Source organism: Billgrantia saliphila (assembly GCF_002930105.1).
GTDB lineage: Bacteria > Pseudomonadota > Gammaproteobacteria > Pseudomonadales > Halomonadaceae > Halomonas > Halomonas saliphila.
Window position 1 is genome coordinate 79,803 of record NZ_PJRN01000002.1, and the last position, 21,952, is coordinate 101,754.

General features: G+C 64.9%; 17 protein-coding genes. 6 read left to right on the plus strand and 11 right to left on the minus strand.

The features are described from left to right. From CYJ07_RS02505 to CYJ07_RS02530, 6 genes are all read left to right on the plus strand, one after another. Positions 1 to 1,566: a PilZ domain-containing protein gene (locus tag CYJ07_RS02505; protein WP_104202101.1), complete on the plus strand. Its 1,566-nt coding sequence runs from the start codon at positions 1 to 3 to the stop codon at positions 1,564 to 1,566. Then, positions 1,556 to 2,425, plus strand: a complete 870-nt coding sequence (locus CYJ07_RS02510; RefSeq protein WP_231489508.1) for a polysaccharide lyase — start codon at positions 1,556 to 1,558, stop codon at positions 2,423 to 2,425. The genes CYJ07_RS02505 and CYJ07_RS02510 overlap by 11 nt, the downstream gene beginning before the upstream one ends. A gap of 36 nt (positions 2,426 to 2,461) precedes the next feature. Then, complete coding sequence (locus CYJ07_RS02515; protein ID WP_104202102.1) at positions 2,462 to 3,709, plus strand: alginate lyase family protein; 1,248 nt, start codon at positions 2,462 to 2,464, stop codon at positions 3,707 to 3,709. Positions 3,710 to 3,745: 36 nt separating this feature from the next. Next, the gene (locus CYJ07_RS02520) at positions 3,746 to 6,385 is read left to right on the plus strand and encodes a tetratricopeptide repeat protein (protein WP_104202103.1); all 2,640 of its coding nucleotides are present in this window, start codon (positions 3,746 to 3,748) and stop codon (positions 6,383 to 6,385) included. A gap of 66 nt (positions 6,386 to 6,451) precedes the next feature. Beyond that, the gene (locus tag CYJ07_RS02525; RefSeq protein WP_231489509.1) at positions 6,452 to 7,345 is read left to right on the plus strand and encodes a polysaccharide lyase; all 894 of its coding nucleotides are present in this window, start codon (positions 6,452 to 6,454) and stop codon (positions 7,343 to 7,345) included. Positions 7,346 to 7,394: 49 nt separating this feature from the next. Then, a complete protein-coding gene (locus tag CYJ07_RS02530; protein ID WP_231489510.1) occupies positions 7,395 to 8,648 on the plus strand; it encodes an alginate lyase family protein in 1,254 nt (417 codons plus the stop codon). A 99-nt stretch (positions 8,649 to 8,747) separates the two neighbouring features. Here the strand turns inward: CYJ07_RS02530 and CYJ07_RS02535 are convergent, their stop codons facing one another. The 11 genes from CYJ07_RS02535 to CYJ07_RS02585 form a co-directional block, all read right to left on the minus strand. Continuing rightward, positions 8,748 to 10,043: an adenylosuccinate synthase gene (locus CYJ07_RS02535; RefSeq protein ID WP_104202105.1), complete on the minus strand. Its 1,296-nt coding sequence runs from the start codon at positions 10,041 to 10,043 to the stop codon at positions 8,748 to 8,750. Positions 10,044 to 10,170: 127 nt separating this feature from the next. Then, on the minus strand, positions 10,171 to 11,346 hold the full coding sequence (locus tag CYJ07_RS02540; protein ID WP_104202106.1) for an ATP phosphoribosyltransferase regulatory subunit: 1,176 nt from the start codon (positions 11,344 to 11,346) through the stop codon (positions 10,171 to 10,173). A gap of 169 nt (positions 11,347 to 11,515) precedes the next feature. After that, positions 11,516 to 12,412, minus strand: coding sequence for a protease modulator HflC (gene hflC / locus CYJ07_RS02545; RefSeq protein ID WP_104202107.1), 897 nt, complete (start codon positions 12,410 to 12,412; stop codon positions 11,516 to 11,518). Continuing rightward, positions 12,413 to 13,642 carry an FtsH protease activity modulator HflK gene (gene hflK, locus CYJ07_RS02550; RefSeq protein ID WP_104202108.1) on the minus strand — a complete coding sequence of 410 codons (1,230 nt, stop codon included), beginning with the start codon at positions 13,640 to 13,642 and terminating at the stop codon, positions 12,413 to 12,415. Positions 13,643 to 13,789: 147 nt separating this feature from the next. Next, positions 13,790 to 15,106, minus strand: coding sequence for a ribosome rescue GTPase HflX (hflX, locus tag CYJ07_RS02555; RefSeq protein WP_104202109.1), 1,317 nt, complete (start codon positions 15,104 to 15,106; stop codon positions 13,790 to 13,792). Between the two features lie 9 nt (positions 15,107 to 15,115). After that, the gene (gene hfq / locus CYJ07_RS02560) at positions 15,116 to 15,367 is read right to left on the minus strand and encodes an RNA chaperone Hfq (RefSeq protein WP_104202110.1); all 252 of its coding nucleotides are present in this window, start codon (positions 15,365 to 15,367) and stop codon (positions 15,116 to 15,118) included. A 123-nt stretch (positions 15,368 to 15,490) separates the two neighbouring features. After that, positions 15,491 to 16,429 (minus strand): tRNA (adenosine(37)-N6)-dimethylallyltransferase MiaA, encoded by a 939-nt coding sequence (gene miaA / locus CYJ07_RS02565; RefSeq protein WP_104202111.1) that lies wholly within the window; start codon positions 16,427 to 16,429, stop codon positions 15,491 to 15,493. 14 nt (positions 16,430 to 16,443) lie between these two features. Continuing rightward, a complete protein-coding gene (gene mutL / locus CYJ07_RS02570) occupies positions 16,444 to 18,372 on the minus strand; it encodes a DNA mismatch repair endonuclease MutL (RefSeq protein WP_104202112.1) in 1,929 nt (642 codons plus the stop codon). Further along, entirely contained in the window at positions 18,369 to 19,787 is a 1,419-nt protein-coding gene (locus tag CYJ07_RS02575) for an N-acetylmuramoyl-L-alanine amidase (RefSeq protein WP_422666940.1), read from the minus strand. The genes mutL and CYJ07_RS02575 overlap by 4 nt, the downstream gene beginning before the upstream one ends. Before the next feature lie 62 nt (positions 19,788 to 19,849). Beyond that, entirely contained in the window at positions 19,850 to 20,350 is a 501-nt protein-coding gene (gene tsaE, locus CYJ07_RS02580; RefSeq protein WP_104202113.1) for a tRNA (adenosine(37)-N6)-threonylcarbamoyltransferase complex ATPase subunit type 1 TsaE, read from the minus strand. After that, positions 20,331 to 21,896 carry an NAD(P)H-hydrate dehydratase gene (locus CYJ07_RS02585; RefSeq protein ID WP_104202114.1) on the minus strand — a complete coding sequence of 522 codons (1,566 nt, stop codon included), beginning with the start codon at positions 21,894 to 21,896 and terminating at the stop codon, positions 20,331 to 20,333. The genes tsaE and CYJ07_RS02585 overlap by 20 nt, the downstream gene beginning before the upstream one ends. Between the last annotated feature and the right edge of the window lie 56 nt (positions 21,897 to 21,952).

Genomic DNA, 21,952 nt, shown 5'->3' on the forward strand with positions numbered 1-21,952 from the left:
ATGGCTGATCACTTTTCCAACGATGACCCCAAGCGGCACGAGCCAACGCTCGGAGGGAACCGAGCCAGGGGAACCGAACAAGGGCACGCCGAGTCCGGCAGCCCCAATCACGACGCCACTCGCCTGAGCAAAGGTGACCGGCTGCAGCATGAACGGCGCGACGAGCGGGGCTATATCCGCGTCACGCTGCCGTTCCGTGTAGCGCTCGATGATAGGGACGAGACGACCCTCGCTGGACACGATGTCTCGCTCGGCGGCTTCTCGGCTCACAGCGAACACCATTTCGAGCCCGGCGACAAAATCTCGGCCTCGCTGCTGATGATGGCAGGCGCCACCGAGCTGATCGTGCCGCTGCGCGCCGAGTGCCTGCGCTCGACCGCCTCGGCGGCGGGCCAGGGATACGACATCAGCTTCGAGATCGTGGAGATCGAGCCTCAGCATCGCGAGCTATTGCGTCAGATCATACGCAGTGCGCTCAGCGGCCGTTCGCCCAATATCGAAGGCTTGATGGCGGGGGAGGATCCGCAGACGCCGCGCAAGCGAAAGGCGACCAAACCGCAGCCACCCGCACGGCCGCCGAAGCCGATGGGCCGTTACATACTGCTCTTCGTCGCCATCGGCGTGCTGGTGCTGGTGGGCGCGGCCACGGCCTACCGCAACTTCATGCTGATCGAGCCCAGCTTCGCCGCCGTCACGGCGCCGCGTATCGACATTCGCGCCCCTGGGCCGGGCCTGCTGGGTGAGCATGATCTGACCGCCGGCGACCGGGTCGAGCGCGACCAGCTCCTGACCAAAGTCGTCAACAGCGACCTGGAGTCGGACCTGATCCTTGCCGAGGCGGCGCTGGATTACAACGAGCGGTTGATCGAGAACCTGCGCGAAAATATCGAAGGCGGCGCGCAGCGAGTCAGCCTGGCCAATTCAGCGCAGCCGGCCAGCGGTGACACCATGACCTTCGAGTCGGTGTCGCCCGAGATAGCCCAGGCGCGTATCGATCAGTTCGAGACGGTGCGGGACTATGAAAGCTCCCGTATCGCCGCCCTCGAGGCGCGCATGGCGAGCAACGATATCTACAGCCCCTGCGACTGCCTGGTGGCCTGGGCCCTGAGCAGCGCCGACGGGGTCTATATCAACGAGAGCGAGCGGATCATGACCCTGATCCGAACCGATGAGGATGACGTACTGGTCGAGGCGCTGGTTCACATGAGCGACATCAGCCGCATCGAGCCCAACCAGCAGGCCTACGTGACCCTGGCCAACTCCTCCCAGCCGATCCGCGCCCGGGTCCGCAACGTCGCTCTCGACGTCGAACGCCAGCCCCGCGCCGGCTTCCCGAGCTGGGTTCGCCAACAGCAAAACGTCGCAAGCGTGCTGCTCGTGCCCGAAGACCCTCTGCCCGCCGACAGCGTCGGTCAGCCCGTGGACGTGCGCTTCACCGAGGCTCCCCTGCTCGGCGCCGCTTCGGAGCGGATCTGGCAGGGGGTACGTACCGTGATTCAATTCGGCGACGACATCTATCGCGCTGCGATTCAGGAGGATGACGATGAAAATGCCGATGAAGGCTAACGCAATCCAATCAGTACTGCTGAGCGGGGCCGCCGTCGGACTGGCGGCTCTGTCCACGACGACGCTGGCCGACGAGGCAGAGGATGCGGTCGTTGCCATTCCGCAAGAGGAAGCCTGCTCGCAGCGTTATACGCTGGCCGAATCGCCGCGTCCGCGGCAGGCCGCCAACGGCCATGCGGCGGTCCGCGAAGGCTTCCACACCAAGCGTCACTGGGGCACCGAGGAGAACGTCGAACGCCTGGGTGCCGAGCACACCGAGATCGACGAACCCGGGCTACGCGTGCACTACCCCGCCGGCACTTCCTCGCCCGGCGAGGAGCCCCTTGGCGGGGCAGGCTTCTATAGCGATCCCCCCTCGCTGAAGGGGGCCGAGCAAGCGTGCCTGAGCTACATGGTGCGTTTCCCGGCGAATTTCGACTTCGTCAAGGGTGGCAAATTACCGGGGCTGTATGGCGGTGAAGCCCCGTCTGGAGGAGAGGATGTCAACGGCAAGAATGGGTTTTCCATGCGCCTGATGTGGCGCGAGGAGGGAGAGGGTGAGCTCTATCCCTATGTGGTCGGCTTCGAGGGCGAGTCGGTGGGACGCGGCTTCTGGCGTTTTCCTCTCGGCCAGTGGGTTACCGTCGAGCAGGAAGTGATACTCAACGATCCCGGCCAGGAGAATGGCATCGCCCGGCTATGGGTCGATGGGCGCCCGGTGCTGGAACAACAGAATATCGTCTATCGTACCTCGCCCTCGGTCACCATCGATGGACTGATGTTTTCCACTTTCTTCGGCGGCACCGGCGAAGGCTGGCGAACACCGCGAGACCAGTATGTGGATTTCGCTGCCTTCCGCTTCTATGTTCCCAGCACCTGACGATACCTCTCGAGCGCCGACGGAGTGACGCCGATCATGCCCCTTGCCCTTTTCAAAGGACGCTTTTCCCATTGCCTGGCAGGCTTCGTGACGCTGGCGCTCGTTGCGCCATGGAGCAGCGCCGACAGCACGGAGCTGCTTTCCCGCGACGAGCGGATGGAGCTGGACCTGTCCGAGTACAGGGTCACCGACCCCGATGCCAGCTATTTCGATGTCGAGGCGCGCATGGAATTGCTGCGTGAAACCGACAATGCCGTTCTTCTTCAGGAAATTGACGAGCGCACGCTGGGGCCCAGTTGCCAGCAGCTACTCAATCAGGAGCCGCTCACCACCCGCGGCGCAATCCCCGGCTACTACCCCAGTCCCGAGGAGTGGGAACTCGCCAGTGAACCGCTGTTCGCCTTCGAGGATAGCGTCTCGGGGCTTGCCGGCGCCTTCGTCGCCAGCGGCGACGTGTTCTATGCCGAGTGCCTGGTGCGATACCTGCATCGCTGGGCCGAGGCCAAGGCGTTGACCACCTTCGTATTCGATTCGAACGATCCCCAAGCCTGGTTCGCTTCGGAATCGATGCTGTTCGCCGCGGCCATGGCCTACTCCATCGTGCGTCCCTATATCGATGGCATGGAGGGAGAGCGCAAGGAGATCGAGCAGTGGATGCATGGGCTCGCCCTGCAGCACTCGGCGTTCCCGGGCCAGCCCGAGGAGAGCTGTTGCAACAACCACTTCTATCGCCGAGCGCTCTACGCCAGCATGATCGGCGTGCTCGTCGAGGACGACGAGCTGTTTCGCTTCGGTGTCAGCGCGATCTATTCCGCGCTGCACGACATGACCGAAGAGGGAGCCCTGCCGCTCGAGGTAAGCCGTGGTCGCCGCGCAACGCACTACCAGAACTATGCGCTCATTTACCTGATCACCAATATGCAGATCATCCATCGCCAGGGCTATGACATCTTCGACTTGGAGTACCAGGGCAATACGATCCACGACGGGGTCGATTTCCTCTTCGAGATCCTCGACAACCCGGCCGCTCTTGGCGACTACGCCCCGCTCGAGCAATACACGGGCTTTCTCAAGGATCCGCAGTACTTTACCTGGATGGACATCTACCTCTCGCACTTCGATCACCCGCGTGTGAGTGATTTCGTGAAACGCGTGCGGCCCCTGTACAACCGCAGCGCGGGAGGATTCATCACACTGTACTTCATGGATCCCGATGCTCAGGAGCACGTCTATCTGGATGAGGAACGCCGACGCAGCGAGGCCTTCCGCGGCCTGGGCGAGTGAGAGTTGACACACCACGACATAGCTAGAGGGGAACACATGGAAAGGACGACGAATTGGACTCGACCCACCCCAACGCTGCGGCCAGCCGCAGCGTTAGTTCTGGCTGCCTGGCTCTCCGGCTGTGCCGCGACCGGTGGACCCTCCTCTGGCGACCACGCCCCGCCCGTCCCGGCGGAGTATGCAGCCTGGTTCGGTGGCGTGGTCGAGGCCCGCATCGACGGGAATGATTGGGACGCCATCAATTACAGTCGAACGCTAATCGAGCAAGGCCGACACGAGGAAGCGATCGATCGCCTCGAGGCGCTCATGACGCGCAACATACCGCCCGCGTTCTACGAGATGGGCAAGCTTTACGAGCGCGGCGAAGTGGTAGAGGAGGATCCTGCCAAAGCCGCTCAGTATTATGGAAAAGCGCTGGAGCGGCCCTCTTCGGTTCGCGGCAACGTTTCACTGAATCTCGCCCGGCTCTATCAGGAAGGCCGAGGGGTCGAGCGCAACGACGTGCTGGCCTACCACCTGCTGCGACAGGCAGTCGACGCCAACCTCGGCCGTGATGCCGAGGTGCGCCTCGGCATGCTGCTGGCCGAAGGTGGCGAAGGCGTGGAAGCCGACCCCGAGCTTGCCAAGCACCTTCTCGAACGCGCTGCCGAACAAGGCAACGCAAAAGCCCTGCAGGCGCTGGCCGAGGCCCACTCCGCCGGCGGCTGGCTGGAGGAACAACCGGCCGAGGCCATGGATTACGCCCAGCGCTACGCAGAGGCCCTCGAGACACAGGCCAACCGGGGCGATACCGGGGCCATGCTCCAACTGGCCTCCCTTTACTCGGAGGATGGCCTGCTCGGCGACCAGCCGGACCAACGCATTCATTGGCTGCGCCAGGCCGCCGAAGCCGGCGATCTCGACGCTCTGGCCAGGGTCGGTCGGGAAATGGTTGCCGCCGGTGAGCATAGCCAGGGTATGGAGCTGCTTGAGGAGGCCGCCAGCCAAGGACATGTCGACGCCATGGCCTACTACGGCGAGGCCCTGCTTTCCCCCGAAGGCGGCAGGCCGGAGCCGGTTCGCGCCGAACGTTGGCTGAGAGAAGCCATCGACAGAGGCTCGCTCGATGCTCAGGTCATCCTGGGGCGGGCCCTGGTGGAAGGCCAGGGCGGGCTCAACGACCTGCCACGAGGCATGAACCTTCTGGAACAGGCCGCCGAGCAGGACCATCCATTGGCCCTGGCCCAACTGGGCGCCCTCTATCTCGACGACGAGCGCGTCGCCGGTCAACCCTATATTGCCGTCGATTATCTCGAGCGCGGCCATCAGCTCGGCCATCCCTGGGCCACCCAGCAGCTCGGTGCGGCCTATCTCGAAGGGCGCGGTGTCGCGCCGGAGCCCAGCCGCGCCGAGGAATTGCTGAGCGAAGCCGCCGCACGCGGCCAGGCGGGCGCCATGCGTCTCCTGGGTGAAGCCTACCTGTCGGGCGAAGCCCTGGAGTTCCATCCCAGTCGCGGCGAGGAACTGCTGCGTCAGGCGGCCGAGGCCGGCGATACGACGGCCATGACCCAGCTCGGCGAGGCCTACCTGGAAGGACCGCTCGACGACCCGTCGCAGGGTGTCGATCTGCTGACCCAGGCGGCCCAGCAGGGCGACGCCTATGCCATGGTCGTACTGGGTCGCGCCTATCGAAAAGGCAATGGCGTCGAGCGCGATCTGGACGAAGCCACCCGCTGGCTGACTCGCGCCCAGGAGGCCGGACACGAGTCGGCCGACGACGCCCTCACCTACGTCCAGCGCGACCTGGGGGCCCAAGGCGATATCGACGCCTTGGTGTCAGCCGCAGAGGACGGACACCCGGGCGCCATGGCCGATCTTGGCCGCGCCTTTCTCGATGGACAGGGTGTCGAGCGCGATGCGGCCCGGGGCGAACGCTGGCTGGAACGCGCCCACGAGGCAGGCCATGCCGGCGCCGCAGCCAGCCTCGGAAGAATGCACATGGACCGTGGAAGCCACCAGCGCGGCATCGAATATCTGGAAGCCGCCGTGGCCAGAGGGCACGCGGGGGCTCGGGCCGACCTGGGCGAGGCCTATCTGACCGGTAATCACGTCGAGCGCGATGTGGAGCGGGGCCTGGAGCTGGTAACCGCCGCCGCCGAGGCGGGATCGCCGCACGCCGCCTTTACGCTGGCCGAACTCTACCAGGAAGGTGACGGGGTCGAGCCGGATGCCGAGCAGGCGGAACGCTGGTATCGTCAAGCCATAAGCAGCGGCGCTCGCTACGCTAAAGCCGGCCTGGGCAGGGCATTGCTCAGGGGCGAAGGTGCCGTCGCCCAGGACGTCGACGAAGGTCTTCAGCTGTTGCAGGAGGCTGCCGACCAGGGCGATCCCGGCGCTCAGGCGACCTTGGGACGCGAATACCTGCGTGGCGAGATTCTCGAGCGCGATCCTGAGAAAGGGGCGGATTATCTCTACGAATCCGCCAGCCAGGGGCACGCCAGTGCCCGTCTCGCCCTGGCCGAAGCCTATCTTTCTGCCCGTGGCCTGGAGCGGGCCAACCAGGAGCAGGCTCTGCTATGGCTGGACGAGGTTTTCGAGAGTGAAGGTCAGTTGGCCGTCGAAACCCTGCGCCAGTTGCTGACGGATGAGGCGGCAGTAGCCGCGGCGAGCGACGTAGAAGTGGCCGAGGACGAGTGAGGCCACGACCTGGCCCGTAAACGGGCCAGGTCATTTCTTCTCCCATTCAGGCTGCAGGAATCGATGATGACATTAGTTTTGCACGCTCGGCTGACGTTTGCCGGTGGCGTGGCATTGGCATGCCTGAGCGGTATGCCGAGCCCTGTCAGCGCAAAGGATGACCCCAGTGCGCTCTCCACACCTCGTTTGGCTCCCTGTTCCGAGCGCTACCCCGTGGTCGCCCAGCTACGCCCTCTTCGCTGGGATCAGACGGCCAAGCAATCCATACGCGAGGATTTCACTTCGACCCGCGACTGGGGGACCGAGAATAACACCTCGTTACTTCCCGCCATGACCAGTGGCCTGCCCGAGCCTGCCCTGCGGGTGCATTACCCTGCCGGCAGCTCTTCTCCCAGCGATGCCGATCAGGAAGGGGTCCCACGCGGAGGGGCCGGATTCTATACCGAGCACGCCGACTTGCAATACACCGACCGGGCATGTCTACACTATCTGTTACGGTTCGATACGAATTTTGACTTCGTCAAGGGAGGTAAGCTTCCCGGGCTCTATGGCGGCGAGGCGCCCAGCGGTGGCGAAAAGGTCACCGGTGAGAACGGTTTTTCCATGCGCCTGATGTGGCGCGAGGATGGCCAGGGCGAACTCTATCCCTACGTGGTCGGCCACGAAGGGGATTCCATCGGACGCGGTGCGTGGTATTTCCCCACGGGCCGCTGGATCAGCGTTGAACAGGAACTGATCCTCAATACGCCCGGGAAGGAGGATGGGTTGGTCCGTCTATGGATCGATGGCTGGCCGATCCTCGAGCGCCGGGATCTCGTCTACCGCACCCAGTCGGATGTGGGCATAGACGGCCTGATGTTCTCCACCTTCTTCGGCGGCACCGGCGAGAAGTGGCGAACGCCTCGCGATCAGCATGTCGATTTCGCCGCCTTTCGCCTTCACGCACCCAAGCGAAGATAGCGGCTGTTCTACCAGCCGCGGCGTTATCGATGCAGGAGGCTGGTACGCTATGACACTTCGTCTACAGGACGTTCAGACCATAACCGCTCGCCGCATGGCGGCTCCCATCACCATCATGGCCCTGTTGGCCTATGCCGTGCCCTCGGCATTCGCCATGTCGCTCGAAGAGCGCAAGGACCTCGATCTCTCCGAGTACGAGGTCACCCATCCAGAGGCCTCCTACTTCGAGGTCGACGAGCGCATGGCACTGCTGCAGGAGACGGACAATAGTCTCCTTCTCCAGCACCGCAATGAACTCGCCAAGCACGCTCCGAGCTGTCAGCAGCGGCTCGAGCTTCCCCCCATCACCGATAAGATGCGCATCCCGGGCTTCTATCCCACCCCGGACGATTGGCGGCTCGCCACCGAGCCGCTATTTGCCTTTGAGGATACAGTTACCGAATTGGCTGGTGCTTATGTGGCCAGCAGCGATGATTACTACGCTGAGTGCCTGGTACAGTTCCTCGATCAGTGGGCTGGCGAGGATGCCCTGCTGGACTTTCACTATCATTGGTCGGACCCGCAGGCGTGGTTCTCGCTGGAATCGATGATCTTCGCTGCCGCCATGGCGTATTCGGTGGTCGAACCCGGGATAGAAGGGATGCGGGAAGAGCGAGATCGCGTCGAATCCTGGCTCAATGAGCTCGCCAGCGTGCACATGGAGATCGAAGGGGCCGACAGCAGCTGCTGCAACAACCACTTCTATCGGCGCGCACTTTACGCGACCATGGTGGGCGTGCTGACCGAGGACGACAAGATGTTTCGCTTCGGCGTGAGCGCTATCCATTCCGCGCTGCACGACATGACCGAGGAAGGGGCTTTCCCCTTGGAGATGCAGCGTGGCCGGCGCGCGACGCACTACCAGAATTATGCCCTGCTCTATCTCATTCCCATCATTGAGATCGCATCCCGCCAAGGCTACGACATCTACGATCTGGAGGTCGGTGGCAGCACCATCCACGATGCGGTCGATTTCACCATGGAAATCCTCGAGAACCCCGCGCAGCTCGGCGACCTAGCTCCGCGCGATCAGTACACTGGCTTTCTCAAGGACGACCAATACTTCGCCTGGATGGAAATGTACCGCAAACGCTTCGATGACGATCGCTTCGACGATCTCCTGGCACCAATGCGACCCATTTACAATCGCAGCGCCGGCGGTTATGCAACGCTCTACTTCATGGAACCCGAAGTGCAAACGCATATCGTACCCGACGAGGAAGAGCGTCAATCCCGTGCTCTCAAGGGGCTCGCCGATCAATGACGACCGTCACGACGCATGCCCTCCGAGACAGTAACGAGTGGCAGCGCCTGGCAACGAAGAGGCCGGCTAGCCGGCCTCTTCACCCCTGCAAAGCGCGCGTTAGCCCTCGAAGGGGTTGCGCAGCACGATGGTCTCGTTGCGGTCGGGGCCGGTCGAGACGATATCGATCGAAGTGCCCACCCGCTCCTCGAGGAAGCTGATATAGGAGCGAGCGCTGGCCGGCAGATCCTCGATTCGCTTGGCGCCCAGGGTCGACTCACTCCAGCCCGGCAGATCCTCGTAGACCGGTTCGATGGCTTCGTAGCCCTCGGAATCGACCGGGTTCTCGATCACCTCGCCGTCCTTGCTGCGATAGCCCACGCAGACACGAATGTTCTCCAGTCCGTCGAGTACGTCGAGCTTGGTCAGGCACAGGCCGGATACCGAATTGATCTGTACCGCATGGCGCAGCGCCACCGCATCGAACCAGCCGCAGCGGCGCGGCCGTCCGGTGGTGGCGCCGAATTCATGGCCACGCTCGGCCAGGTGGCGGCCATGCTCGTCGAACAGCTCGGTGGGGAACGGGCCGGAACCGACGCGAGTGGTGTAGGCCTTGGTGATGCCCAGCACATAGTCGAGGTAGAGCGGACCGACGCCGGAACCGGTGGCGGTCCCGCCAGCGGTGGTGTTGGAGCTGGTGACGAAGGGATAGGTGCCGTGGTCGATGTCGAGCAGCGAGCCCTGGGCGCCTTCGAAGAGAATGTTTTCGCCGGCGCGTCGCAGCTGATGGACCAGGCTGACGGTATCGCAGACCATGGGACGCAGCTCTTCCGCCATTTCCATGGCGTGATCGAGGACCTGCTGGAAATCGACGGCCTTCTCGCCGTGGTAATTGACCAATACGAAGTTATGGTAGTCGAGCACCTCGCCCAGCTTGGAGGCAAAACGCTCACGGTGGAGCATGTCCCCCAGACGCAGGCCGCGACGCGCTACCTTGTCTTCGTACGCCGGTCCGATACCGCGCCCGGTGGTGCCGATCTTGGCCACGCCACGTGCCTTCTCCCGAGCCAGGTCGAGGCGCACATGATAAGGCAGGATCAGCGGACAGGCAGGCGACAGGCGCAGGCGCTCGCGCACCGGTACGCCCTTGGCCTCGAGCTCGCGAATTTCCTTGATCAGCGCTTCGGGCGACAGCACCACGCCGTTGCCGATGACGCAGGTCTTGTCTTGACGCAGGATGCCGGAAGGAATCAGGTGCAGAACGGTCTTCTCGCCGTCGATGACCAGCGTGTGTCCGGCATTGTGACCGCCCTGGAAGCGCACCACCGCCGACGCGGACTCGGTCAGCAGATCGACCACCTTGCCTTTGCCTTCGTCTCCCCACTGGGTGCCCAGTACGACTACGTTCTTGCCCATTGTGTCTCGTCTCTCGTGTCAGCGCCGCGTACGTGCGCGTCGATGATCCGGCCCGCGGGCCGCGCTCGGAAACCGGCGCGCGTCGCCGGTGCCGTCCAGTTGTGGCATCCGTCGCTCGAGCGGATGCCTAGAGGGCCACCGTCTGCCAGCGGCCGTCGTCGTGCACCAGCCGCCGGCTGCAACGATGCGCCTCGGGGGGCGTCGACTGTCCGGGCAGTGCCTGTACCACCCGGTGTCCGCCCGCACGCAGCGCAGCGATCGCCTCGGCCACGCCTTCGCCCTCGGCGGGCGCCCAGATACCGTCGCAAGCCGGCTCGCTCTGCACCAGGGTGGCCAGCTGCTTCAGGTCCATCGAGAAGCCCGTGGCCGGTCGCGCCCGGCCGAAGGCGCGGCCGGTATCGTCATAGCGCCCGCCCTTGGCCAACGCCTGACCGTAGCCCGGCACGAAGGCGGCGAACATCATCCCGGTGTGATACTGGTAGCCACGCAGTTCGGCCAGATCGAAGTACAGATCCACCTCGGGATGCTCACGCTGCACGCCGCGATGCAGCGAACTCAGCTGCGCCAGTGCTTCCCCGACTGCCGCCGGCGCGCCGTCGAAGACGCTGCGCGCCGTCTCCAGCACATCGGCATCGCCATGCAGCCGCCCCAGCGCCATGAACATCTCCGCCAGGGCGGGGTCTGCAACGCTTGCCTCGACCTGAGCCGCCAGCGCCCCGGGCGACTTCAACTCAAGCGCCTCGAACAGCGCGCGCTCCTGGTCGGGGTTCAGCGCGGCCGCCTGCACCAGGCTACGGTAGATGCCGATGTGTCCCAGCGCCAGGTGCACCTCGTCGGCACCGGCCACCTTGAGGCTCGTCAGCGCCAGGTGCAGGATCTCGAGATCGGCTTCCAGCCCGGCATGGCCGAACAGCTCGACTCCCACCTGCACCGGACTGCGCCCTCCCTGATGCTGGTCGGCCTTGGCACGCAGAACATTGGTGCAGTAGCACAGCCTGGCCGGCCCCTGATGGCGCATCGAGTGGGCGTCCATGCGCGCCACCTGAGGTGTTACGTCGGCGCTGACCCCCATGAGGCGGCCGGTGAGCTGGTCGGTGAGCTTGAAGGTCTGCAGCTCGAGGTCGGTACCGGTACCGGTCAGCAGCGAGTCGAGGAACTCCACCGGCGGCGGCATCACCTGGTCGTATCCCCAGCGATAATAGAGGTCGAGCAGTGCCCGGCGCAGCTCTTCCATACGGCTCGCCTGAGGCGGCAGCACCTCGTCCATGCCGTCGGGCAATAGCCAGCGGTCAGCAATGGTCATGTTGTCAATCCTGCAAGACGAAGGGGCGGGACGAAAAGACACGAAGCCAAAAAAGGCCCACAAAAAAACCGGGCCACGCCCGGTTGACGGATTCTATCACGTTTGTCGGCGGGATGAACCCCGCGAGACCACGGCGGACGACCCAAGGGCCGTCCGCCGCAGCGGGACGTCATCCCTCGCCTGAAGCGTCGTCCTGTATCGACGGCCCTTTGAGATAGCGGAAGAAATCGCTCGAGGGATCCAGCACCAGCATGTCGCGCTCACCGTCGAAGCTGCTGCGATAGGCGTTCAGGCTGCGCCAGAAGCTGAAGAATTCCTGATCTTGTCCATAGGCTTCGGAGAAGATCGCCGCCGCCTCGGCATCCCCTTCACCGCGCAGGGTTTCGGCACGCTCGGTGGCCTGGGCCAGCAGCACCTGACGCCGGCGATCGGCGTTGGCGCGAATCCGCTCGGCCTCTTCCTGCCCCTGGGCGCGCCATTCGCGGGCCTCCCGCTCACGCTCCGACCGCATGCGGTCGTAAACGGCCGCCGACACGTCGTCTGGCAAGTCGATGCGCTTGACTCGAATGTCAAGGATCGACACGCCCAGCTCCTCGCGCATCAACGAATCGAGCTCTTCGGTGGGACGGATCATCAAGTCGTCGCGCCGCTCGGCGATGATCTGCTGGAGATCCAGACGACCGAACTCGTTACGTAGACTCTCGTCGACCCGCGGCTGGATCAGGCGAATCGCCATCGTCTCGTCACCCGATGTCGCCTCGTAGTAACGCGTGGGGTTAACCACCTGCCACTTGACGAAGGAGTCGACGATCACCGCCTTCTGCTCGAGCGTCAGATAACGGCTGGTATCGGTATCCAGCGTCAACACCCGGGTATCGAACTTGCGCACGGTCTGGGTGATCGGCACCTTGAAGTGCAGCCCCGGCTGGATGTTCTCTTCGATGACCTCACCGAAGCGCAGCTTGACCGCGCGCTCGGTCTCGTCGACCACATAGAGACTATTGCTCGCGAGCCAAGCCACCGCCGCCAGGCCGCCCACGATGATCAAGGAACGGTTGTTCACCATTTAGCGGCCCTCCCTGCGAATACCACCGTTATTGCTGCTTTGCGAGGTCGACGAGGTACGCAGGCGCTCGAGCACGCGCGGATCGAGCTCGCCGCTCTCGCCGTCGGCATTGCTGCCGCCTTCGCCCTCGCCACGGTTCCCGCTGCCGGGCCGCTGGTCTAGCGGCAGGTACATCAGAGGGGCATCGTCGCTGACGTCGAGCAGTACTTTCGGCGTGCGAGCGAAGACGTCGGCCATGGCATCGATGTAGAGACGCTCTCGCATGATCTCCGGTGCGTTGCGATACTGCGTGAGCAGCGCGTTGAAGCGGTTGACCTGACCCTGGGCCTCGGCCACCACGGATTCGCGATACCCCTGCCCCTGCTCGACCAGACGCTGCGCCTGACCTTGGGCAGCCGGGATGATGGCGTTGGCGTAGGCCATGCCCTCGTTGATAGTGCGCTGACGGTCCTCGCGCGCCCGGATCACGTCGTCGAAGGCATCGATGACCGGCGCCGGGGCCGACGTCGATTCGATGTTGATGGTTTGCAGTCGGATACCGGTGCCGTAGCTATCCAGATAGGTCTGCAGACGGCTCGCCACGGAGTTGCCGAGAATCTCGCGTCCCGAGGTGAGAATGTCGATCATGTCGGTGCCGCCCACCACGTGGCGCAGCGCGCTGTCCAGCGCGTTCTCGATTGAGAGCTGCGGATTGCGCACGTTGAGCACGAAATCGCGTGGGCTGTTCACTTGATACTGGGCCGAGATCTCGACCTCGACGATATTCTCGTCGCGGGTCAGCATCGACTGGGTCTGGGTCAGCGAGCGCACGCGCGTCACGTTGACCATGCGTACGTCATCGATCAACGGCGGATTCCAGTGCAGGCCGGGATTGACGACTTCCTGGAACTTGCCGAAACGCAGCACCACCCCACGCTCCGACTGGTCGACCAGATAAAAGCCCAGGGCCGCCCAGATACACAGGGCGACGATGAGCAGCAGCCCGGGCAGAGCGAAGGTATTGCGCGGACGACCACCGCCGCCTTTGCCGCCACGACCGCCACCGCCCTTGCCGCCGCGGCCGCCGAGCATGTTGTTGAGCTTGTCCTGAAACTTCTTTAGCGCCTCATCGAGATCGGGAGGGCCCTGGTTGCCGCCACGATTCCCACCACCGCCGCCATTGCCGCCGCGTCGCCCCCCGCCACTCCAAGGGTCATGCTGGTTACCGCCACCCGGCTCATTCCAAGCCATACGTCGTCTCCACTCTGCGTTGCTCCCTCGCCGACGTCGCTGCGGCCAAGGAGTCGGTTGCCATCCTGTCTTTGGCGCCAAAGACGCCTGGTACCGTTATTGTGCGAGAAAAGCCCGACACCCCCGTCGAGCCTTCGATCCGAAGCGTCAGGCGTCCCACTCCGGTCGCTCATGCAGCTCCGGCGGCAGGTAGTCCTCCGCCCGCTCGCCCAGTCGGGCCATTAGCTGCAAAAAATCGCGCCGGGGAAGGCGCACGTCGAGCTGGACCCGACCGCCTTCCTCGTAATGCTCACTGCGCACCGCTCCCAGTTCGTGCAGGCCTGCGCGCAGACGTCCCTGCTCCGGAGTAAGCGCCATGGCAAAATCGATCACATCATTGGCCAGGCATTCGGACAAGGCCTGCTCGAGCAGATCGAGCCCGCGCCCATCCCGAGCCGACAGCCAGACCGTCTGAGGACGACCGTGACCATCGCGCTCGATGCGCGGCGCACTGTCGAGCAAGTCGATCTTGTTCATGACCTTGAGCATCGGCACGTCCAGCGCGCCGATTTCGTCGAGCACCTCCTCGACCTGGGCCACGTTGAGCTCGCGATCGGGATCGGCGGCATCGATCACGTGAACCAGCAGCGACGCCTCGGCCGCTTCCTGCAGCGTGGCCTGGAAGGCTTCGACCAGCTTGTGAGGCAGGTGGCGGATGAAGCCGACGGTATCGGCCAGCACCACCGGGCCGACGTCACCAACCTCCAGCCGCCTCAAGGTGGGGTCGAGGGTAGCGAACAACTGATCCGCCGCATAGACCTTCGCTTCGGTCAGGGCGTTGAATAGCGTCGACTTGCCGGCGTTGGTATAGCCGACCAGCGACACGCTGGGGATCTCCGCCCGGGCCCGCGCGCGACGGTTCTGGCTGCGCTGGCTGCGCACCTTGTCGAGCCGCTTGTGGATCGCCTTGATGCGCGCACGCAGCAGGCGACGGTCGGTCTCGAGCTGGGTCTCGCCGGGGCCGCGCAGGCCGATCCCCCCTTTCTGTCGTTCCAGGTGGGTCCAGCCCCGCACCAGGCGGGTAGACATGTACTCGAGCTGCGCCAGTTCAACCTGCAGCTTACCTTCGTGAGTGCGCGCACGCTGGGCGAAGATATCGAGGATCAGCCCGGTGCGATCCAGTACGCGACACTTGAGCTCACGCTCCAGGTTACGCTCCTGGGAAGGGCTCAGGCTGTGGTTGAAAATGGCCAGTTCAGCGCCGTGCACTTCCAGCGCCCCGCGGAGCTCCTCCACCTTGCCACTGCCGATGAAGGTGCGCGAATCGGGCCGATGCCGGCTACCACTGAGCAGCATGGCCGGCTCGGCGCCGGCGGAACGAACCAATTCCAAGAACTCGCCCGGATCCTCGCGTTCGCGCTCATCCTGGAAGTCGACATGAACCAGTACAGCCGTTTCGCCGGCATCGGGTCGTTCAAAAAACAATCAATAACCTCATGCGTTGGTGTCCGGCTGAGCCGCGGGATCCTGCGGCGGCAAACGCACGTTGCGCGAAGGCACCACTGTGGAAATCGCATGCTTGTAAACCATCTGGCTGACGGTGTTGCGCAACAGAATGACGAATTGATCGAACGACTCGATCTGACCCTGCAGCTTGATGCCGTTGACCAGGAAAATCGAAACCGGAATGCGCTCCTTACGCAGGATGTTCAGGTACGGGTCTTGAAGGGACTGCCCTTTGGACATGTTACCTCTCCCTAAAACGTTCTCATGAGGGGTGGAAGTTGTGTTCTTGGGTTGTCTGCCATACGGCACGACACCATGCCGGTCCGGCCTGGTCACCCGGCCACTCGAAGCCATCATATTACGCTAAGAGCCCGTTTCACGCACGAATTTCAGGATATCCGACAGCGCGTCGGGGGCCTGGCTATCGACCCAGCACAACGCCGGCCAGCTACGCAGCCAAGTCAGCTGACGCTTGGCCAGCTGCCGGGTCGCCACGACGGTGCGGTGACGCAGCCACTCGATATCGCCGGCTCCGTCGAGAAACTCCCAGACCTGCCGATAGCCTACGCTCTTCATCGATGGCAGGCCGGGATGCAGGTCTCCGCGGGCTCTCAACGCCGCTACCTCATCGATCAGGCCGCTTTCCAGCATGAGTTCGAAACGCGCTGCAATCCGCTCATGCAGAATGCCACGATCGCAAGGGGCGAGTCCTATCGACAGCACTTTCCACGGGAAGTTTTCAGGATGTTGCCTGCGCCATAGTTCGGTAAGCGTCTCGCCACTGGCGCGATACACCTCGAGCGCACGTATCAGCCGCTGAGGATCGTTGGGGTGGATGCGCTCGGCGGATTCGGGATCGATCCTGGCCAGCTCGGCATGCAGCGCCGCCAGCCCGCCGCACTCGGCCTCTCGCGCCAGCGTTTCGCGAATCGCCGGATCGGCGGCCGGCAGATTGGCCACACCCTCGAGCAGACGCTTGGCATACATCATGGTGCCCCCCACCAGCAGCGGGATACGGCCCGCTGCGGTGATTTGCCGCATCTCGCGGCGGGCATCCTCGCGAAAGTCGGCCGCCGAATAGGGATCGGCCGGGTCGCGTATGTCGATCAGCCGGTGAGGAGCGCGGGCCAGTTCCTGGGGCGATGGCTTGGCGCTACCGATATCCATGCCGCGATAGACCATGGCCGAGTCCATGCTGATCAGCTCGCAGTCGAGCCGTTCGTGCAGAGCGATGGCCAGGTCGGTCTTGCCGGCGGCGGTGGGCCCCATCAGCAGGATGGCGAGCGGACGTTCGTCAGGCATCGATGTGACGCTCCCTACTGTCCCCGCAGGAAGAGCCGGTCCAGCTCCCTGAGCGACATCTCGGTCCAGGTGGGGCGGCCATGGTTGCACTGACCGCTACGCTCGGTACGCTCCATGTCGCGCAGCAGAGCGTTCATCTCCGCCGTGGTCAGGCGGCGGTTGGCGCGTACGCTGCCATGACAAGCCATGGTCGCCAGCAGTTCGTTGACGTGCGCCTCCAGCCGATCCGAACGACCGTAGCGCTCGAGGTCGGCGAGCATGTCGCGAACCAGCGGCTCGACGTCTGCGTCCACAAGCAGCGCCGGCACCTGGCGCACCAGCAGCGTCTCGGGCCCAGCCACGTCGAGTTCGACGCCGAAGCGGGCGAAGGCATCACGTTCGGCTTCGGCGGTGGCCACTTCGGCCGCGCTGGCCGCCAGCGATACCGGCACCAGTAGCGGCTGGGCCTCCAGCGCACCGCCGTGCACCTGGGCCTTCATGCGCTCGTAGACGATCCGCTCGTGGGCGGCGTGCATGTCGACGATCGCCATGCCGTGGGCCGTCTGCGAGAGGATATAGATCCCGTGTAACTGGGCGACGGCATAGCCCAGCGGAGGCACGCCGGTGGCATCCGCCTCCGGCATGACGGCGGACCTTTGCCGCGCCGTGATCGGCGTCTCCGCCTCAGGCGGCGCCAGCGCGACGTCGGCTTCGCCTTCTGCGACAGGAGCCTGGGGCGTCAGCAGGCGTTCCTCGTGTTCGGGGTGCAGTGCGCGATAACCGGACATGAAGGCGCGCACGCGATCGGCCGTGACACGCTGGCCGCCGTCCTCGGCTTCATGCAGTGCCATGGGCTGCTGCTGCCAGCGCCCCGCCGCCTCGCGCACTTCCCACTCGGGTTCGGCCGCCGCCTCGGCGGCTGGCGTCTCGCGCTCCCCCGGTCGCGCTTCGGCCAGCGCCCGGTGCAGGCTGGAGAAGAGAAAATCGTGGACCATCCGTCCGTCGCGAAAGCGCACCTCGTGCTTGGTGGGATGCACGTTGACGTCCACCACCAGCGGGTCGACTTCCAGATAGAGAACGAAGACCGGATGACGACCATGAAACAGCACATCTCGGTAGGCTTGGCGGATGGCGTGCGCCACCAATCGGTCGCGCACCACGCGGCCATTGACGAAGAAGTACTGCTGATCGGCTTGAGCACGCGAATGCGTGGGCAAGCCCACCCAGCCCCACAGGCGCAGGTTGCCGGCTTCGAGGTCGAGATGCAGGGCGTTGTCGAGAAAGCTCTTTCCCAGCAGCGCGGCGACGCGGCGCTCGCGACGAGGTGCGTCGTCTCCCGCAGGAAGCTGGTGTACGGTCTTCTGGTTGTGGCGCAGCACCCAGGCGATATCGAAGCGCGACAGGGCCAGGCGCCGGAACGCCTCCTCCACGTGGCCGTATTCGGTCTTCTCCGTACGCAGGAACTTGCGCCGGGCCGGCGTATTGAAGAATAGGTCGCGCACTGTCACGGAAGTCCCGCGCGGGTGCGGTGCCGGCGTAACCCGCGGCTCCATCTGGCGCCCCTCGGCTATCACGCGCCAACCATGGCGAGGGTCATCATCGACATTGGCGATCAGTTCGAGGCGCGAGACCGAGCTGATCGAAGCCAGCGCCTCGCCGCGAAAGCCAAGACTGGCCACGCCTTCGAGATCCTCGAGCGAAGCTATCTTGCTGGTGGCATGACGCGACAGCGCCAGTGGCAGGTCGCTCTCGGCGATGCCGCTGCCATCGTCGCGTACGCGGATCAGGCGCGTACCACCCGCCTCTAGCTCCACCTCGACACGGGTGCTACCTGCATCGATTGCATTCTCGACCAACTCCTTGACCACCGAGGCGGGGCGTTCGACCACCTCCCCGGCGGCGATCTGGTTGGCAAGCCTGGGGTCCAGCACCTGGATGCGCTGCGTCTCGCGAAGTACCGTCATGAGCGGGGAATCCGTAATACCTGCCCGACGCGGATCACGTCGCCGTTGAGCTCGTTGGCCTGCTTGAGCTGGCCCACCGGCACGCCGTGACGCGCGGCAATCTGGGAAAGCGTGTCACCGGGCTGGATGCGGTATTCGTTGCTAGAGGGCGAGCGCTGGTTGTCCCGCTGCCAGGCGAGCAGGCTGGCCGGTGGCGGGTTGCTGCGAAAATGCGAACGCAGCCCGGCGAAGATCGATTCGGCCAGCCGCTGCTGGTGACCCGAATCGCGCAGACGGCTCTCTTCGTCGGGATTGGAGATGAAGCCGGTCTCGATCAGCAACGAGGGGATGTCGGGCGACTTCAGCACCATGAACCCGGCCTGCTCGACACGCGACTTGTGCAGCCGGTTCACGCGCCCCAACTGGTCGAGCACCTGGCCGCCGATGGCCAGTGAATCATTGAGCGTTGCCGTCATGGTCAAGTCGAGCAGCACGCCGCGCAGCACCTCGTCCTTGTCGTTGAGCGACAGGTTGCCGTCCACCCCGCCGATCAGATCGGCCTGGTTTTCACTGGCCGCCAACCATTGAGCGGTTTCGGAGGTAGCGCCGCGCTGGGACAGGGCGTAGACGGAACTGCCGTTGGGCCGAGGGCTGTTGAAGGCATCGGCGTGGATGGAGACGAAGAAGTCGGCCTTCTGCTCGCGGGCGATACGGGTGCGCTGACGCAGGCCCACATAATAGTCGCCATCACGAATCATCACGGCGCGAAAGCCTTCGGTGTCGTCGACCAGTCGCTGCAGGCGTCGGGCGATCTCCATTACCACGTCTTTTTCACGAATACCGCTGGGTCCGATGGCGCCGGGGTCTTCTCCGCCGTGCCCGGCGTCGACCGCAATGATGATGTCTCGCCGCGGGTGGGGAGCTGCCGGCTGGCTCGCCACCGCCGCATCGACATCCACGCTCGGCGCTTCGTCCGACTCGCCGCGGTGCCGATTGGCGGCGATCTCCTGCTCGCGGATCATGGCCTCGATGGGGTCGATGGGATTTTGTACCGCGCTCTCCCCAGGGTATTCCATGTCGACCACCAGGCGGTGACCGTACTGCTCGTTGGGGGGCAGCGTGAAGTGTCGCGGCTCCACTTCGCGCGAGAGCTCCAGCACCACGCGCAAGCCGCCGCCATCGCGAACCCCGCTGCGCACTGCCGTGATGGCGCTGCCCTCCAGCTCCAGGCTCGCCAGGTCGGTATCGAGGCCGCTCTGGTCGAGATCGATCACCAGACGCCGCGGATTGTCGAGCGTGAAAATGTTGGCCTCGGCATGGTCGGAAAGATCGAATACCAGTCGCGCATGGTCCGGCGCCGCCCACAGGCGAATATTGTCGACCTGGGCTGCCCGCGCCGGCGCATCGGGCAGCAGGGTCAGGCATAGAATCGTCAGCAGGCCGATGCCGGCCGTCAGCGGCCAGTCGAAGAGGCGTGCGAACGAGGATCGAATATGGCTCACGGCGTTTCGGGTTCCCGGTCGATGATCATGTCGGCAAGGGCGGCATCCTGCGCCAGGGTGGCCACGACGCCCCGGCCATGGGCCGTAGAAGCCTCGAGTGTGGCCAGGCGCCCGGTGCCGTCCAGACACAAGGTGACGACCAGGTCCGGAGGCGGCAGCCAGCCGGCGCCGCGGCTCGGCCACTCGACCAGGCATAGGGCATCGTCGGCGAACAGGTCGCGACCACCGATGAACTCCAGCTCCTCGGGGTCGCCCAGGCGATACAGGTCAAAGTGATGGATGCGCCGTCCTTCGAGCTCGTAGGGCTCGACCAAGGTATACGTAGGGCTCTTCACCGCACCCTCATGGCCGTGAGCACGCAGGACGCCGCGTGCCAGCGTGGTCTTGCCTGCCCCCAATTCGCCTTCGAGATAGACGCGTCCGCGCCCTGCCAAGGCTTCGCCGAGGCGCTGCCCGAAGACGACCTGGCGCTCTTCGTCATCGAGTCGCACGCGCATCCTGTCCCCCTGCAAGCGAGTAAAAGCCCGGACCGAACCCGGGGTTGACGAGAACTCGCGCATAGGATGCCAGATCGGCGGCCAGCAGACCACGTTCACCCCCGTCGCGTGCCGCCTGATCGCCGGCAAGGGCGTGCACCGTCACGCCAAGCCGCGCCGCAGTCTCCAGCGGCACGCCCTGCGCCAGCAGCGCGCCGAGAATACCCGAAAGAACGTCGCCCATGCCTCCCGAGGCCATGCCGGGATTGCCATAGGGGCAGACCGCCATCCCCTCCGGCCCTGCCACCAGGCTGCCGGCCCCCTTCAGCACCACGACACCCCCGCGTCGCTGCTGCAGCTCGCGCGCGGCGGCGGGACGGTCGGCTTCGATGTCTGCCGCACTGCATCCCAGCAGACGCGCGGCCTCGCCCGGATGCGGCGTAAGAATCCAGTCGTCTCGCCGCAGACCGTCGAAGCGTGACGCCAGCAGGTTGAGTCCATCGGCATCGATCACCATCGGCTTCGACTCACCCAGCGCCGCCTGCAGCATGCTTTGTCCCCAGGCCCCTTGTCCGAGTCCCGGACCTACCACCAACACATCGGCCCTGGCCGGTAGCTCGCCCAGTTCGGCGGCGCCGCGCATGCCATGCACCATCACCTCGGGACGATAGGTCAGGCAGGCCGTGACATGCTCCGGCGCCGTGGCCAGGCTGATCTTGCCCGCTCCCAGGCGAGCGGCGGCTTCGCTCGCCAGCAGCGCCGCCCCGCCGAACCCCGGCGCCCCGCCCAGGATCAAGACATGCCCCATGCCTCCCTTGTGCGCGTCACGCTCGCGGGGCGGTAGCCACGTCGCGATCAGTTCACGATCGAGTAAATGAGCGGCCGGCACCAGGTCGGCATGGGCCAGCGCATCGACGCCCAGGGCGCGAAAATGCACCTCACCCACCAGTGCCGGGGCCCGCCCCGTATGCAGCCCGATCTTGTCGCCGATGAAGGTCACCGTGCGGGTGGCGCGCACGGCCACCCCGAGTGTGGCACCGGTATCCGCCGCCAGCCCCGAGGGAATGTCGATGGCAAGTACCGGCAAGCCGCTGGCGTTGATCGCCTCGATCGCGTCGCGAAATTCACCCGTTACTTCGCCAGCGATCCCCGTGCCGAGCAGCGCATCGACGATCACCTCACCGCTGAAGGCGATTCCCGCCCGCCATGGTTCGCTACCGACGCCGGCCGCACTTGCCATCTCGGCGGCGCGCGCGGCATCCCCCCGAAGCGCCTCGGGTGGCTTGAGCGCGATACGCTGTACCTCGATACCGGCGACCGCCGCAAGCGCCGCAAGCACGTGGCCGTCGCCACCGTTGTTGCCGCCGCCACACAGCACGGTCAGCCGCTTCACACCCGACCAGCGCGCCTTGAGGCTTTGCCAGGCCGCCGTGGCCGCCCGCTGCATCAGGGCGAAACCTTCCACCCCGCCGGCCATGGTTCGACGGTCGAGTTCGCGAACCTGTGCGGCATGATAGAGCGGGCGAAGCGCGTCGTGTGCCGGTCGATCGGAACGATTGCTGGACATCCGGTGTCTCCCCCGTCTGCGTTGCTTTATCATGGGGAGTGTAAGCGTCGTGACGC

Coding starts and splice junctions, on each gene's coding strand:
- CYJ07_RS02505 (WP_104202101.1), top strand. CDS start 1: ATGGCTGATCACTTTTCCAACGATGACCCCAAGCGGCACGAGCCAACG.
- CYJ07_RS02510 (WP_231489508.1), top strand. CDS start 1,556: ATGAAGGCTAACGCAATCCAATCAGTACTGCTGAGCGGGGCCGCCGTC.
- CYJ07_RS02515 (WP_104202102.1), top strand. CDS start 2,462: ATGCCCCTTGCCCTTTTCAAAGGACGCTTTTCCCATTGCCTGGCAGGC.
- CYJ07_RS02520 (WP_104202103.1), top strand. CDS start 3,746: ATGGAAAGGACGACGAATTGGACTCGACCCACCCCAACGCTGCGGCCA.
- CYJ07_RS02525 (WP_231489509.1), top strand. CDS start 6,452: ATGACATTAGTTTTGCACGCTCGGCTGACGTTTGCCGGTGGCGTGGCA.
- CYJ07_RS02530 (WP_231489510.1), top strand. CDS start 7,395: ATGACACTTCGTCTACAGGACGTTCAGACCATAACCGCTCGCCGCATG.
- CYJ07_RS02535 (WP_104202105.1), bottom strand. CDS start 10,043: ATGGGCAAGAACGTAGTCGTACTGGGCACCCAGTGGGGAGACGAAGGC.
- CYJ07_RS02540 (WP_104202106.1), bottom strand. CDS start 11,346: ATGACCATTGCTGACCGCTGGCTATTGCCCGACGGCATGGACGAGGTG.
- hflC (WP_104202107.1), bottom strand. CDS start 12,412: ATGGTGAACAACCGTTCCTTGATCATCGTGGGCGGCCTGGCGGCGGTG.
- hflK (WP_104202108.1), bottom strand. CDS start 13,642: ATGGCTTGGAATGAGCCGGGTGGCGGTAACCAGCATGACCCTTGGAGT.
- hfq (WP_104202110.1), bottom strand. CDS start 15,367: ATGTCCAAAGGGCAGTCCCTTCAAGACCCGTACCTGAACATCCTGCGT.
- miaA (WP_104202111.1), bottom strand. CDS start 16,429: ATGCCTGACGAACGTCCGCTCGCCATCCTGCTGATGGGGCCCACCGCC.
- mutL (WP_104202112.1), bottom strand. CDS start 18,372: ATGACGGTACTTCGCGAGACGCAGCGCATCCAGGTGCTGGACCCCAGG.
- tsaE (WP_104202113.1), bottom strand. CDS start 20,350: ATGCGCGTGCGACTCGATGACGAAGAGCGCCAGGTCGTCTTCGGGCAG.
- CYJ07_RS02585 (WP_104202114.1), bottom strand. CDS start 21,896: ATGTCCAGCAATCGTTCCGATCGACCGGCACACGACGCGCTTCGCCCG.